Source organism: Polaribacter sp. Q13 (genome assembly GCF_016858305.2).
Taxonomy (GTDB): domain Bacteria; phylum Bacteroidota; class Bacteroidia; order Flavobacteriales; family Flavobacteriaceae; genus Polaribacter.
The window spans coordinates 1,148,773-1,163,773 of record NZ_CP074436.1 but is presented as its reverse complement, the minus strand read 5'-3'; the positions used below and the strand labels follow the sequence as shown (position 1 = coordinate 1,163,773).

Annotated in this window: 8 protein-coding genes; 7 read left to right on the top strand and 1 reads right to left on the bottom strand. The window is 31.5% G+C overall.

All coding sequences use genetic code 11. The features are described from left to right. Positions 1-303: 303 nt before the first annotated feature. Entirely contained in the window at positions 304-2,457 is a 2,154-nt protein-coding gene (locus tag JOP69_RS04760; RefSeq protein ID WP_203392238.1) for a T9SS type A sorting domain-containing protein, read from the bottom strand. 513 nt (positions 2,458-2,970) lie between these two features. Here JOP69_RS04760 and JOP69_RS04755 point away from each other — a divergent pair. From JOP69_RS04755 to JOP69_RS04725, 7 genes are all read left to right on the top strand, one after another. Further along, positions 2,971-4,614: a sulfatase-like hydrolase/transferase gene (locus tag JOP69_RS04755; protein WP_203392518.1), complete on the top strand. Its 1,644-nt coding sequence runs from the start codon at positions 2,971-2,973 to the stop codon at positions 4,612-4,614. A gap of 2 nt (positions 4,615-4,616) precedes the next feature. Then, a complete protein-coding gene (locus JOP69_RS04750; RefSeq protein ID WP_203392239.1) occupies positions 4,617-5,546 on the top strand; it encodes a DUF1080 domain-containing protein in 930 nt (309 codons plus the stop codon). Between the two features lie 5 nt (positions 5,547-5,551). Then, positions 5,552-6,880 (top strand): family 43 glycosylhydrolase, encoded by a 1,329-nt coding sequence (locus JOP69_RS04745; RefSeq protein ID WP_203392240.1) that lies wholly within the window; start codon positions 5,552-5,554, stop codon positions 6,878-6,880. A gap of 351 nt (positions 6,881-7,231) precedes the next feature. Then, a complete protein-coding gene (locus JOP69_RS04740; protein WP_203392241.1) occupies positions 7,232-8,701 on the top strand; it encodes a sulfatase-like hydrolase/transferase in 1,470 nt (489 codons plus the stop codon). A gap of 44 nt (positions 8,702-8,745) precedes the next feature. Next, positions 8,746-10,575 (top strand): sulfatase-like hydrolase/transferase, encoded by a 1,830-nt coding sequence (locus tag JOP69_RS04735; RefSeq protein ID WP_203392242.1) that lies wholly within the window; start codon positions 8,746-8,748, stop codon positions 10,573-10,575. Between the two features lie 16 nt (positions 10,576-10,591). Further along, complete coding sequence (locus tag JOP69_RS04730; RefSeq protein ID WP_203392243.1) at positions 10,592-13,117, top strand: beta-galactosidase; 2,526 nt, start codon at positions 10,592-10,594, stop codon at positions 13,115-13,117. Continuing rightward, positions 13,117-14,979, top strand: a complete 1,863-nt coding sequence (locus JOP69_RS04725; protein ID WP_203392244.1) for a sulfatase-like hydrolase/transferase — start codon at positions 13,117-13,119, stop codon at positions 14,977-14,979. The genes JOP69_RS04730 and JOP69_RS04725 overlap by 1 nt, the downstream gene beginning before the upstream one ends. The last annotated feature ends 22 nt before the right edge of the window (positions 14,980-15,001 follow it).

The window sequence follows — 15,001 nt, the reverse complement described above, 5'->3', positions numbered from 1 at the left end:
TATTACAGATGGAAAAACAGCCTCCTCCAAATCTAACAATACAAGGGAGTTTTTTTTGAACATAGTAGTAATCAAAGGTTAAAACTAGTAAAATGGTTTAAAATTGTGTGCCTTAAGTTTATTTAGTACAGTATTGGTTTTGTACCAAATAAACATCAAAATGACTGATTAAATTCGTTTCTATTTCAACATAAAATTCAAAGCAACTAAGGCTAATAGTAGATTTTCTATTTTATATCAAGAAAAAATAATTATTCAAAATTAATATTAATCATTTTAAAATTTATTTGGTACTCATTATTTTTATAGTTTGATAAACTTGCTAGTTCTTGTAGTATTATCAGTAATTATTTTTAGTAAATAAGTACCAGATGATAGATTGTTTACATCAACAACTAACTCGCTACTAGTTGCATTGTCTATTTTTACCGTTTTGACTAATTGTCCCATTAAAGTATAAATATTTATTGAGGCTTTGTTTATTGCATGAGTTACTTTAATATTTAAGCTGTTATTTGTTGGATTAGGAAAGAGTTTAAGACTTTTATCTATTACAATATCAGCAATACTTAGGGCATTACCAGTATCTTCAATAGCATTAATACCGGCAGTCCATTGTGTGCCTCCAAATTCGTAAGCGCCAATATCAGGAGCACTTCCTTTATAAGGTTTTGTAAAGCCCGAAATAGTCATGGCTTGGTTTACAACAGCACTTCCTTCTTTGGGCATAAAATTTTGATTATTAACATTTTCAAAAGGAGAAGCAGCTGTTATTAAATTACTTTGAATATCGAAAGCTGACGCATCTGCTTCACTAAACCAATCTCCAGTGCTAGAAAAATTATTGTAAACTTTATTATTTTCTTGTGTGTAGCCATTAATCCATGTTCCAGTAGCATTTTGTGCATTCCAAATGGTGTTGTGAAAGAAGTCTAAATGAGTATTATTCCAATTTACTTGGTATCCGGTCCAAGACACATTCCAAACTACATTGTGGTGTACAGTGTATCCTTTACTGTTGTTATCTAAATAAATACCAGCAGCTTTACCAGGGTTACCAACCTCATGTGAATAACTTGGCGCAGTAGCATCATGAAACCAATTATGATGTAAAACAATATTTTTAAGATTAGCATTTCCAACTGTATAAAATATACCAGAATCACTATTTATAAGTTGAGAATTAGAGACATCATTGTAGGCAATTTCACTTCCTGTTCCACCAACCGTCATACCATCTCTACCGGCATTTATAATGGTGTTTTTTAATACTTTTACATTATTAGCAGAAGAGCTAATTGGTTTAGAATGAATACCTAGGTAATCTATATTACTTATATAATTGCCTTCTATTATTGTATTATGAGCTCCTGACCAATTGGCAACTGTAATACCATTTGCAGAGCTATGGTTTATAGTGCAGCCTTTAACTATGGTATTTGCTCCTAAAATTTCTAAAGCAGCTTCTCCAACTTGTGCAGAATTATTAGTTAAATCATCATGACCTTCGCTACCGTGTATTATTTGGCAATTAAGAATTTGATTATTATCTGCGTTGTTATGAATTTTTGCACTTCCCCCAAAAAAGTTAAGTCCTTCAATTTTAATATAATCACCTTTTAATTCTAAGGTAAATTTGTTTACAGCATACTCAACAGTGCCATCAATAGGCATAATACCATCTGCTGGTTGAAAATAGAGCATATTATTAGCCTTGTCATAATACCACTCTCTGGCATAATCAAGCGCTTCTAACTTATTAAATAGAAATAATTGACCTCTATTGTTATTAGGGTAATTTCTCCAAACGGTTGGGTTGTGTGGGTTAAAAGGCCATTGGTTAATGTTTACACCAGTATGGTTAATAGTTGTACTTGTACTGCTAGTAATAGTTCGTGTCCAGCTTGCTCCAGAATGAGCGCCTAAGTAATACACATAACCATCTGTCCAATCTATATTAGGTACATTATTTACCACGAAATGAGACCCGTCTCCATTAGTAACAGGTGTGGAGTTTATAGTCCAACGGTTGTTATCTGTATTGTTTGGCCATCGAGCTAAATCCATATACTCGTTATTATGATAAATAGCACGAAACCTTTTGTCAATTGTCATGTTAACATTTGCCTTATAAATGTTGCCGGTGTGTAATTGCCAACCGTTAACGCTATTTGTAGCTTTAATTTCTACAGTTTCTCCATCAGCAGCTTTAATAGTTATATAATTACTGCTAGTTCCGTTTTTGTTTATTATAAGAGGTTCGGTATAAACTCCACCTCTAATAATGCAAACATCTCCAGCAAACATTTCAGACACTGCTTTTTGAAATGTTTTATAAGGATTAGTTATAGATCCGTTATTACTGTCATTTCCATCAGAAGCAACATATATAGTTTTAGCATTTATCAATTCTATAGAAAAGAAAAGGATGATAATTAAAAGGATATTTTTATACATATTAATAGTTGTTTTTATTCATTACAAAATTAAAAGTTTAGTTTTTTTTATGTTTATGAAACAAATTATTTACTACAACATATGGTTAATATTGATGATAATAGTAGTTTTTTTTTCGTTTTATATTTAGAATTAAAAAAAAAGAAAGTAAAAACAAGAAGGGCAAGTTTGTATTTTTTTATAGAATGCGCTTTTTTTTAAATTTTTCACGTATACCATTGGTTTTTATTTGTTTATGTGTTTTTTGATTAAAAAAAGGGGATATGTAGATAAACGTTTTTTCTTTACGAATCTTAAAAAGAACATCCCTTGCTCTATAATGAACATATCATATTCTAATAAAAAGGAATTTTATGTAAAATAGCATGTTAAAACTACGCACATAACAATTAAGTGAATTGTGGTAATAACACGATGTAATTTACAAGAGCAAATTATTAAAAATAGGACAAAATAATAATGTTGTTTTATTCTAATAATTAAATATAAAGATGAAAATTTATGATGTATAAAATGATTTTAAAAAACGTACTGCTAACGTTATCTCTGTCCTTTTTTATTAATAAAAATAATGCTCAGTCTAACAAACCAAATATTGTAATTCTTTTTGCTGATGATATAAGTGCTAGAGAATTCCCTTTTTATAATTCTTCTACATGGAGTAAACCACCTCAAGGAGGCGATACATCTGATCTTAAATATAGGGCTAAAACCCCCGTATTAAATAAATTAGCAGAAGAAGGAATGTATATAAAAACGGTTTGGGCATCTACTATATGCGGACCAAGTAGAGCAATGATGATGACAGGGCGTTATGCACACAAACACAAATGGTGGCACAACAGCGATAAAGGAACTTATATTAACGAAAAAGGGAAGGAAAAAAAGAATGTACCGCTTTATGAAACCTCTCCACATACCATTTCTCATGTTGCAAAAGCTGGAGGTTACGCTACCTTTTGGGCAGGGAAAACTCAAATGGATGTTGAAGGTTTTGAATTTGACGAAGCTTGTTTTACACCCGGAAGTGGTATTGGTAGCGCAAATACATCAAATAAATACACAGATTTTAAAATAGTAAGTACCAAAGTACCTGGGAAAAAGAAACGTGTATTAATTAATGAAGATACAGGTGTAGAAGTAGAGTATTATCAACAATTTGGTTGGTATTGGAAACCTCAAGTAGAGTTGATGAATCATCCAAGTTCAAAAAAGAAATTAGAATGGTGGCCAAATACTAAGGAATCTAAAAAGGAATATGGTTTACATACCTATGGGCCAGATGTTGAGTTGGAGTTTATTTTCGATTTTATGACAAGAAAGAAAAAAGAAGACAAGCCTTTTTTCATTTATCACACGTCTCACTTAGGACATGATGGTTGGGATTTCTTTAGTAGTGATATCAACAAGGAAACAAGAAACAAATGGCCTGGAACTCCAAAAATTAAATGGGAAAATGGAAAATATGTAAGAACAGACCCAAAAATTACTGGGGATGCCGGAGTATATGATACTCATAATACAGTTACAGAAGGAGGTATTCATAACCATATTAATTATTTAGATTATCAGGTTTGGCAGTACATGAATAAATTTAAAGAGTTAGGAATAGAGAAGAATACCATTTTTATTTTTTGTGCAGATAATGGAACAAGTGGGTACGGAAAAGGAAGTATTAAACAACAAAGAGGAACCCATGTGCCTTTTCTTATTTATGCTCCGTATTTAAAAATGACTAAAAAAGGAGAGCAAGATATTTTAGCAAATTTATCGGATGTTTTACCAACAATTGCAGATGTAGCAGGAGTTAAAATACCTGATAGTTATGAGATAAATGGAAAAAGTTTAATTCCTTATTTAACAACAGGTACAAATGATTTTAGAGATTGGGTGTATTCTTATCATAAAGATAAACAATTAATTAGAGGACAAAAGGTATTGATAGACGGAACAGGAAAAGCGTATGATGTAACTAAAAATCCTGATGATTTAATTAGTTTTCCTGTGATAAATAACTGGGACAATATGACAAAAGGTTTTGTAAAAGAAAATACGATGTTAAACAATGTATTACCAAAATACAATTTGCACGATACGGAACATGATGCTCCAAAAGTTAAGGAAAAAGTAGAACCGCTAACCCTAAAAACAAACTAAAATTGAAAAACACAAAACTTAATTTTTACAACTATTTATTAATTTTAATGTTTACAGTTGTTGTGTTTAGCTGTAAATCAAATAAAGAAATTGTTAATAAAACAGCTAATGCAGAAGAATGGATTTCATTATTCAATGGAAAAGATTTAACGGGTTGGGATATGAAGTTTACAGGAGAAGAACTCAATAAAAACTACAAGAATACGGTTGTTGCAGAAGATAATATGATTCGAATTAAGTATGATGAATATAAAGAGTTCAACGATAATTTTGGGCATATTTACTATAACAAACCTTTTTCATATTATAAATTAAGTTTCGATTATCGATTTACGGGAGAACAACTTAAAGGCGGAGCAACTTCTAATCATAGAAACAGCGGAATTATGTTACACTCTCAATCTGCAGAGAGTAATGAGTTTAATCAAAAGTTTCCAGTGTCTGTAGAATTGCAACTTTTAGGTGGATTAGAAGATAAAAAAGCAAGACCAACAGCCAATGTTTGTACGCCAGGTACGGTTGTGGTTATGGGTAATAAAGTGAATTATAAACACTGTATACCTTCTAGTTCTAAAACGTATTATGGAGATCAGTGGGTACATGCAGAAGCGATTGTTTTAGGTGGAGAATCTATGGTTTTTATTGTAGAAAATGACACGGTTTTAAAATTTGAAAAGCCTCAAATTGGTAGTTTAGAGAAAAATAAAAACTACCGAGGAGAAAATTGGAAAAACTGGGGCATCAATAAAAAAGCATGGAGCTCAAAAACGGGAGATGTTTTAAAGGAAGGTTATATCGCCTTGCAAGCGGAAAGTCATCCAGTAGATTTTAAAAATTTAAAGGTTTTAGATTTATGTGGATGCAAAGACCCAAAAGCTAAAAACTATAAATCTTATTATGTAAAGAGTAAACCCGAATCTTGTAAATATTAAATCTGATGAAAAACTACATTTTATATTTTTTACTTGCTTTTAATTTATTTGGATTCGCACAAAACCCGATTGTGCCTGCTGGAGTTTATATTGCAGATCCAGAAGCGCATGTTTGGGAAGATGGTAAATTATATGTTTACGGTTCTAGAGATGAAAGTGATGCATATTGGTGCTCTCACAGTCATCATGTTTTATCTACAGATAATTTAATAGATTGGAATTTAGATGAAAATGTTTTTTCATCCGAAGGAAAAAATGACCAAGTTTCTTATAACGATAAATTATTGTTTGCACCCGATTGTGTGTTTAAAGAGGGTAAATATTACTTGTATTACTGTTCTCCTAAAGGAACTGCTAAAACCAAAGAAACAGGTGTAGCCATTAGTAATTTCCCTAACGGACCATTTAAAAACGGAAAAAGAATTGAGAGTGTGAATTCTATAGATCCTGCGGTTTTTATAGATGATGATGGACAAGGGTATTTATATTGGGGACAAGGAAATCCTAAAGTTGCTCAATTAAAATCGAATCTTTTAGAAATTGATAAAGCTACCATTGTAAAACCTTTAGACAGTTTAGGAAATAAATATTTTCATGAAGGTTCATCCATCAGAAAAATAGGAGAGAAATATTATTTTGTTTTTGCTGATGAAAGCAGAAGAGATAGACCAACATGCTTAGGATATGCAATTAGTGATTCTCCTCTAGGACCTTTTACATACAAGGGAGTCATTATTGATAATTACGGATCTGACCCGAGTGTCTGGAACAATCATGGATCTATAGAAAAGTTTAAGGGAGATTGGTATGTTTTCTACCATAGAGCTACAAACAATTCTCAAAAATTTAGAAAAGCCTGTATAGAACCCATTAAGATTAATGCTGATGGTACAATTGATGAAGTAGAAATGACGAGTCAAGGGGCAAGTAAACCTTTAAAAGCAACAAGAATTATTGAAGCAGAATGGGCTTGTGGATTATCTGGAAATACACATATTACTGCAAATAAAGAATTAGATATTCCAATAGAGCAGTTATCAGCAATTAAAAATAATGATACAGCTGTTTATAAATATTTAGATTTTAATACTGATTTAAAGAAAATTAAAATCAAAACTTTCAACTCAAGTGGAGGTATTGTTGAGGTTAGAATTGACAAACCAAATGGAAAAATAATTGCTGAAGTAAACATTAATAAACAAGATGAAAATTCATCTTTTCAAATTGATGAAGCTCATATTAAATCAATAAAAGGGAAGCATGCTGTGTATTTTATTTTCAAAGGAAAACCGAATTCTATTTTATTCAATATAGATTGGTTTACGTTTTATTAAATATAAATAGCATAAAAAATCATTTTAAAAGCATATAAATAAGAGTAAAAAGCAATCGTAAAAAACATATAAATAATTTACTGTAATTCGCCTCTTTTTTGAAAGAAAAGCGAATGACTTTTTATGTGTTTTGTTTTGCTTTAATAATAGTCGAGTGCTTAACTTTAAAGGGTTTTTTCTGGTTTTTGTATTAAACCTTTTGGTGTGTTTTTAGTCTAAAAAATGATTGACATTGTAACGGCTGAAAATGACAATTAAATAAAATAAAAATCAGATAAAACGAACTTTATCTATTAAGATTTTTTTACCAAAAAACATATTCATTAAAAAGAGATTATTAAAAAAAAGTATATGAAATTATTAAAATTATATTCAATATTAAGTTTAGGAATTCTAATTTTTCCTTTAAAATCCAACGCTCAAAAAACGAAACCCAATTTAATTATAATTCATACAGATGAACATAATTTTAGAACTTTAGGTTGTTATAGAGATATTTTAAGTGAAGATCAGGCATTTGTTTGGGGTAAAGGAGTTGAAGTAAAAACACCAAATATAGATCGTATTGCAAATGAAGGCGCTATTTGTAATAATTTTTATGCTTCATCACCCGTTTGTACACCTTCTAGAGCATCGTTTGTGTCTGGTAATTACCCTATTAAAACCGGTTCTTACAGAAATGATATACCTATGAAAGATGAGGTTGTCACTTTTGCGGAAGTGTTAAGCAAAGAAGGGTATGCGACTTCGTATCTAGGAAAATGGCATTTAGATGGAGATGCAAAACCAGGGTTTGCTCCAAAAAGAAAATTTGGATTTAATGACAATACCTATATGTTTAATCGTGGTCATTGGAAAGGTTTAGATGATGTTGAAGGGAAACCAGCTATTTATGGGAAATACGATCCTAAAACTCAAAAGCAAACCTTAAGTGTTAAAAAAGTAACCGAAGAGAATTTTACAACGGATTATTTGACAACAAAAACATTAGAAATTTTAGAAAGAGACAAGAATAAACCTTTCTGTATTATGGTTTCCATTCCAGATCCTCATACGCCAAATACAGTGCGTGCTCCTTACGATACTATGTTTTCTAATCTACATTTCGAAAAACCGAAAACACTAAAAACACCATTAAATGAAATGCCTTCTTGGGCAGGTGCAAAAGGAAAAAGTTTGATAAATGAATTAGATCAAGCTAAAATGCAACGCTATTTTGGAATGGTAAAATGTATTGATGACAATGTGGGTAGAATCCTTGATTTTTTAGATAAAAACAATTTAACGGATAATACTATTGTTGTTTTTACTTCAGATCATGGAGATTTATTGGGAGAACATCACAAAAATGATAAATCGAATCCTTATGAAGCTTCTGCAAAAATTCCTTTTGTGTTGCGTTTTCCAAGTAAAGTAAAAGCAGGTAAAGTACTACGCAAAGCTTTTACTACTGCCGATTTTACGCCAACAATTTTAGGCTTAATGAATGCGCCTTCTATTAAAAATACAGACGGAGTGGATGCTTCAACAGATTTTAGTTCTTCTAAAAAAGAAGTTGTAGATGGTAGAATTACCTACATGACTGCTTCTAATCAAAATTGGATTGCTTCAGTTTCAAATAGATACAAATTAGTATTGTCTACAAAAGATAAACCTTGGTTAATCGATTTAGAAAAAAATCCAGATGAGGATATTAATTTCTATAAGAATCCAGCTTATAAGTTGATTGCTAATGAAATGCAAACCGAATTATTAAAACAAGCAAAACAATATAATGACCCTGCTTTTTCTAAGAAAAAAGTAAGATTTATATCAAAATAGAAAGAGAAAATATTTTACAATATTAATTAGAAATAACACAGAACATGAAAAATAAGATAGTTGTAGCTTGGTTGCTTTTGGTAACAGTTATTAAGTTTGGTTATGCACAACAGCAACCAAATGTACTTTGGCTTTTAACCGATGATCAACGTTATGATTCTGTTGGCGCTTTTAATGAAATGCTTACGGGTAAACAAGAAAGCGAATTGGGCTATGTAGAGTCTCCTAACGTAGATCGCTTAGCTAAAATGGGAACTACTTTTATAAATACCTATTGTCAAGCTGCGGGTTGTGCACCTTCTCGTGCCTCTATGATTTCTGGTAGATATCCATTTAAATCTGGTGTTTATGAGTTTGAATATTTTAATAATAATGCAGCACATAGCAAACCTACTTTACCAGAACAAATGGAAAAATTAGGGTATCAAACGTTGCATATTGGTAAATTAGGAGTACGTCTTAAAACGATTAAAGACAACAAAGTAAGACCAGCTAAAATTTTCCAAACAGATATCGATTTTAAACAATTAAGAAGAGACGGTTTAACAGATTGGGGTAAAGATTGGTTTTATGAAATTGATGGTAAAAAACTAGATAAACCTTATAAAAGTTTAGAGTTTTTTGTAACTCCAGAAGGTAAGTTTGAGTACATATCAGAAGCTTTTGAAAAGGACTTTCCACAGCATAAAGGAACAGGAGAAAGTACCATGAAAAAGTACGATTTACTAAGAGAATATAATAAAAAGAAAGGGCCAATGACGCCTTTTTCAGCAGGTATTTTATCAGGTGTTAGTCCACAACCCGCAGGAAAAACTAGAGATGGTTATTATGCTTCTATTTTTGGAGATTTTTTAGAGAATCAGAATAAGAAATTTGTAGTTGGTTCTAGAACTTTTAAAGGAATAAATACGTCTAAACCATTGTTTTGTCAGATAGGTTTCGATTTTCCTCATACACCAGTTTTACCACCTGCAGATTATAGAGCACGTTTTCAAAAACATGATTACAAAATTCCTGAATTTGATAAAAAAGAGTTAGAAACCATGTCTGCTCAGATGAAAAAGCAGGTTAAAAGTAGTTATTCTGATGATTTTACAAAAAAGGAAAAATTAGCTATGATTCAAGATTATTATGCTTTTTGCGCCTATGGCGATGCCTTAATCGGACAAACAGCAGACGATTTTATAGCTTATAGTGAAAGTAAAAATCAGCCTTGGGTAATCGTTTACGTTTGCGGAGATCATGGTTGGAAATTAAATGACCATGGAGCAGTATCAAAATTTACTCCTTGGGAGATTGATACGCACAATCCTATTATTGTAGTTTCTTCGGATAAAAAAGCATTTCCGGCAAACAAAGTAGTTCGAGATTATACCGAGTTTGTAGACATTGCACCGACAGTATTATCTGCCGCAGGAGCAAATTTAAATGATGATACTTTTAGTTATTTAGATGGTTTTGATATGAAAAAAGTAGCGTCTAAAGAAGCTATTTCTAGAGATTATATTGTAGGAGAAAATCATGCTGTTACAGGACCAAGAGCATTTATTAGAACAAAAGAATACGTGTTTTCTATGCAATCTCGTCCTAGTAAAAAAAGAGGAGAAAATATGGAATGGGCAAGAACGGCTTCTTACAAAGATTTAGATCCTTGTTTATATGAAACAAAATCGGATCCTAATGAAGTTAAAAATTTAGCTTTTGATAAGAAATACCAAAAGATAGCTCTAAAAATGAAAGAGAAACTAATCAATGTAGTTTTAGGAGATGGAAGAGTAGAAGTTGCTTGGGGTAAAAAAGCAGATGGTACAAAAGTATTCCGATCAAATTTTGCTCCTGGAGCTCATGATTATAAATTGAAACTGGAAAAATAATTCTTAAATAAAAAAAATGAAAAAATTCATCTTATTTTTGGGATTAACAGCACTGTTTTACGCTTGTAAAACGGATACCATAACTTTAAAGGAGGTTGATAATATCATTACTTATAATGAACCTTTAACTTCAGATTTTTCTAAAATTAAAATAGAAACACCTCGTAATATTCATGGTATGTCTGCTGTTTCACCAAAAGGTGATAAGATTACAGTTAACAGCCAATATGTAACTTTAAACGATACTCCTTGGATTCCTACGTATGGAGAATTTCATTACCAACGTTACCCAGCAGAATATTGGGAAGATGCGCTGTTAAAAATGAAAGCGCAAGGATTTGATGGTGTATCTGCATATGTTTTATGGATACTACACGAAGAAATTGAAGGAGAATGGGATTTTACAGGAAGTAATGATTTAAGACGTTTTATTAAATTATGTAAAAAACACGATCTAAAGTTTTTTGCACGAATAGGCCCTTGGGTAAATGGTGAATGTAGAAACGGTGGTCATCCAGATTGGTTGGTACAAAGATTAGGAGATCCAAAAAATCCATTTGGGAATAGTGGAAGAGGAGGAAAATTACGTACAATGGATCCAGAATATTTAGTCTCGGTTGATAAACTATTCCAAAAACTGGGAGAACAAATGGAAGGTTTGTATTGGAAAGACGGAGGTCCTATTTATGCCATTCAATTAGATAATGAGTTTTCGCATCACGTTTCAAAAGGCAATCCAGCATTAATGGATTGGGAAAAAGAAACGGCTATTAAATACGGAATGGAAGTTCCGCTATATTCTATAACAGGATGGGCAGATGCTCCTTTTACACAAGATAATACCATACCAATGTATGGCTCTTATGCAGATTATTTTTGGATTCCTGCTGATGCTAAACATGTTCCTGAGGCTTTTAGTTTTAGTATTTACAGAGCGTCAAATGATGTTGATACAGAATTAAATGATGGAGCAAAAGAATCGGAAGGGGTTCAGACATCTTACAATGCAAATCCTTATATGACTTGTGAAACAGGGATTGGAATGGACATGGCTTATCATAGAAGAACAAATTTAACTTATTTAGACAACGGAGCGCTATCTTTAGTAGAACTTGGAAGTGGCGCAAATGGTATTGGATATTTTATGAATGTTGGTGGGAACAATCCGAAAGGAAAGTTAACATACATGAATCGTGATATTGAGCAAGGTGCAAATGATAATGGTGTTATTAGTCGTGATTTTCAAGCTGCTATTGGAGAATTTGGACAAGTACGTAAAAGCTTTCACGAATACCCAGTTCAATTAAATTTCATGGCAGACTTTGGACAATATGTAGCGCCTTGTAAAACTTTTGTTCCTTCTGAATTAGATGAACTTAAAGGGTTTAAATTAGGACAAACAAGTAAGTTGCAAAGAGCAATTAGAACAGATGGTAACACAGGTTTTATTTTTGTAAATAACCACGTAAAATTAGATACAACGTATCAATTTAATAACATTCAATTTAAAATAAAGTTGAAGAATGAAACATTAACTATTCCAGAAAAGGCTGTAACGATTCCTGTAGACTCCTATTTTTATTGGCCTTTTAATTTAACACTTCAAGAAACAACAATTAAATATGCTTCGGCGCAACCTGTTCTTTCCTTAAAAGAAAGTAAGACCTATGTTTTCTTTGAAAATGAAGGAATTAATGCAGAGTTCTTATTAGATAATACTACTATTGAAACAGTAACAGCCAATAACGCTAAAGTTTCAAAATTGAAAGAAACCACTAAAATCAGGGTTTCTAAAGCTGGATTGAATTGTTATTTTGATGTAAAACAAAAAAATGGAGAAACAATTCGTTTTTTAGTATTGTCGCAAAAACAAGCAAAACAATTATATAAAAATGAAGATAAATTATACTTATCAGATGCAGAAGTAATTACGTTTGATAATGTTAAAAATACGCTTCAGGTTATAAGTGAAAACACTACAAATGCGGTTTGGACATATCCATCAAATACTGTGGCGGGTGTAAATGCATCTAAAGATGGTTTATTCGATAAGTTTGAAGTGAATTTTAATAAAGTAGAAGTTCCTATTTCAATCAAAGAAACCCAAGATGGTAAAAATTTGAGTTTTAAAAACCGTTCAAACAATAGAAAAGTAAATAATAAAATAGCGCGTCCTTTAGACGATGTTTGGCATAAAGGAACAGTTGTTGAATTTGCTTTTCCAAAAGGCATACCTTCAAACTTAAATGATGTAAGAGTTGTTGTGGATTATGAAGCAAGTGCCTTACGTTTTTATAAAAACGGAGAATTTATATACGATAATTACTTCAATGGAAACGTATGGGATTTAAGTACAAAGCACCTTTTATCAGATTATAAAAATGGTATGAAACTTGAATTAAAGTTTTTACCACTTCAACCTAAAGATGAAATATACATTGATGGAGTTTACTGGCCAAATTTGAATAAAACGGAAAATGTATTAAAAATAAAAAGTATAAAAACAATTCCTTTATATAGTAAAAATTTAAAATTACAATAATGAATAAGTTAAAATATATTGCCTTAATTTTTGCAATTGCACTAGTTTCAAACAAAACACTTTTCGCACAAAAACAACAACCAAATGTTCTTTGGGTATTAACAGACGACCAACGTTTAGATGCAATTTCAGCATTTAATAAAATACTAACGGGTAAAGAAGAAAGTGCATTAGGTTATGTAGAGTCTCCAAATGTAGATCGCCTATCAGATATGGGTACAACATTTATCAATACCTATTGTCAGGCTCAAGGTTGTGCGCCATCCAGAGCATCAATGCATACAGGTCGTTATCCTTTTCGTTCAGGAATTTATCAGTTTGAATATTTTAATAATAATACAGATAATTCATATCCATTGTTGCCAGAAGAAATGGCAAAATTAGGATATCAAACAATGCATGCTGGTAAATTGGGTGTTCGTTTAAGAACTATAAAAAATGAGAAAGCAGTTAGTTATTCTCTTTATCAAACGGATGTTGATTCTAAAATTGTAGAAAATGAAGGATTACCAGAATGGGGAAAACAAAGTATTGTAAAAGAAATAAATGGAGTAAAGCTGAAAAAGCCATTAAGGAATGTTACTTTTTTTAAAGATGCAGATGGAAATATGTATTATAAATCTGAACAGTTAGAAAAAGAGAATCCTCAGTTTGCAGGTATGGCAAAAAAGGCTTTTGAAAAATTTGATCTTTTTTACAAGTATAATGTTGCAAAGGGAGATCCACAAAGTGTTTTTAACAAAGGTGTGTTGTCTGGTGTAAGTCCGCAACCAGCTGGTAAAACTCGTGATGGAAATTACACAACTGCATTTATTGATTTTCTGAAAAATGAAAATAAAAATTTTAATGTAGGAAAGACTACTTTTAATGGTGTTAATACTTCAAAACCTCTGTTTGCTCATATTGGTTACGATTTTCCACATACGCCAGTTTTACCTCCAGCAGATTATAGAGCGCGTTTTCAAAAGCATGCCTATAAAATTCCTGAATTAACAAAAGAGGAATTCAAAAAAATGGCGAAAGCTTTTCAAAAGAGAGTAAAAAATAGTTATTCTGATGATTTTACAGATTTAGAAAAACAAAAAATGGTGCAAGATTATTATGCGTTTTGTGCCTATGGAGATGCTTTAATTGGAGATGCTGTTGATGAATTTATTCAGTATAGTAAAAAGAACAAACAACCTTATATGATTGTTTATGTTTGTGGAGACCATGGTTGGAAACTAAATGAACACGGTTCAATTGCTAAAAATACACCTTGGGAAATTGACAGTCATAATCCGATTATTGTGATTTCTTCTGATAAAAAGAAATTCCCAGCAGGAAAGGTAGTAACCGATTTTACTGAATTTGTTGATATTGCTCCAACTATTTTAAATGCAGCAGGAGCAAATATTCAAAATAAAGAATTTAGTTATTTAGACGGATTGGATTTAGAAAAAATTGCTTCTGGTTCAATTCAAGCTCGTGATTATGTAATTGGCGAAAGTCACCACGCTATTGGCCCAAGAGCTTATATTAGAACCAAAGATTATATGTTTTCTGTAAAAACGAGACCAAATTCAAAAAGGGGCGAAAATATGGATTGGGCTATGAATGCAACTTATAAAGAGTTGGACCCAGCTTTATATAATACAAAAAACGATCCTAACGAGATTAATAATCTTGCTTTTGATTCAGATTACCAAAAAGTTGCAGAGCAATTAAAAAAGAAATTACTAGATATTGTAATTGGTGATGGTAGAGCAGAAGTAAATTGGGGAGGAGATAATTTCGGAAAAAACACCAAAGCGATCGGAACAAAAGTTTACAGAAGCAATTTTGCACCGGGTGCTCATGATTATAAATTAAAATTGGAATAGACTTTGCTTTAAAAGAAAGTGA

Bases quoted from the DNA above. Each gene is read 5' to 3' on its own strand.
- JOP69_RS04725 (WP_203392244.1), top strand. From the start codon at position 13,117: ATGAATAAGTTAAAATATATTGCCTTAATTTTTGCAATTGCACTAGTT.
- JOP69_RS04730 (WP_203392243.1), top strand. From the start codon at position 10,592: ATGAAAAAATTCATCTTATTTTTGGGATTAACAGCACTGTTTTACGCT.
- JOP69_RS04745 (WP_203392240.1), top strand. From the start codon at position 5,552: ATGAAAAACTACATTTTATATTTTTTACTTGCTTTTAATTTATTTGGA.
- JOP69_RS04740 (WP_203392241.1), top strand. From the start codon at position 7,232: ATGAAATTATTAAAATTATATTCAATATTAAGTTTAGGAATTCTAATT.
- JOP69_RS04755 (WP_203392518.1), top strand. From the start codon at position 2,971: ATGATTTTAAAAAACGTACTGCTAACGTTATCTCTGTCCTTTTTTATT.
- JOP69_RS04760 (WP_203392238.1), bottom strand. From the start codon at position 2,457: ATGTATAAAAATATCCTTTTAATTATCATCCTTTTCTTTTCTATAGAA.
- JOP69_RS04735 (WP_203392242.1), top strand. From the start codon at position 8,746: ATGAAAAATAAGATAGTTGTAGCTTGGTTGCTTTTGGTAACAGTTATT.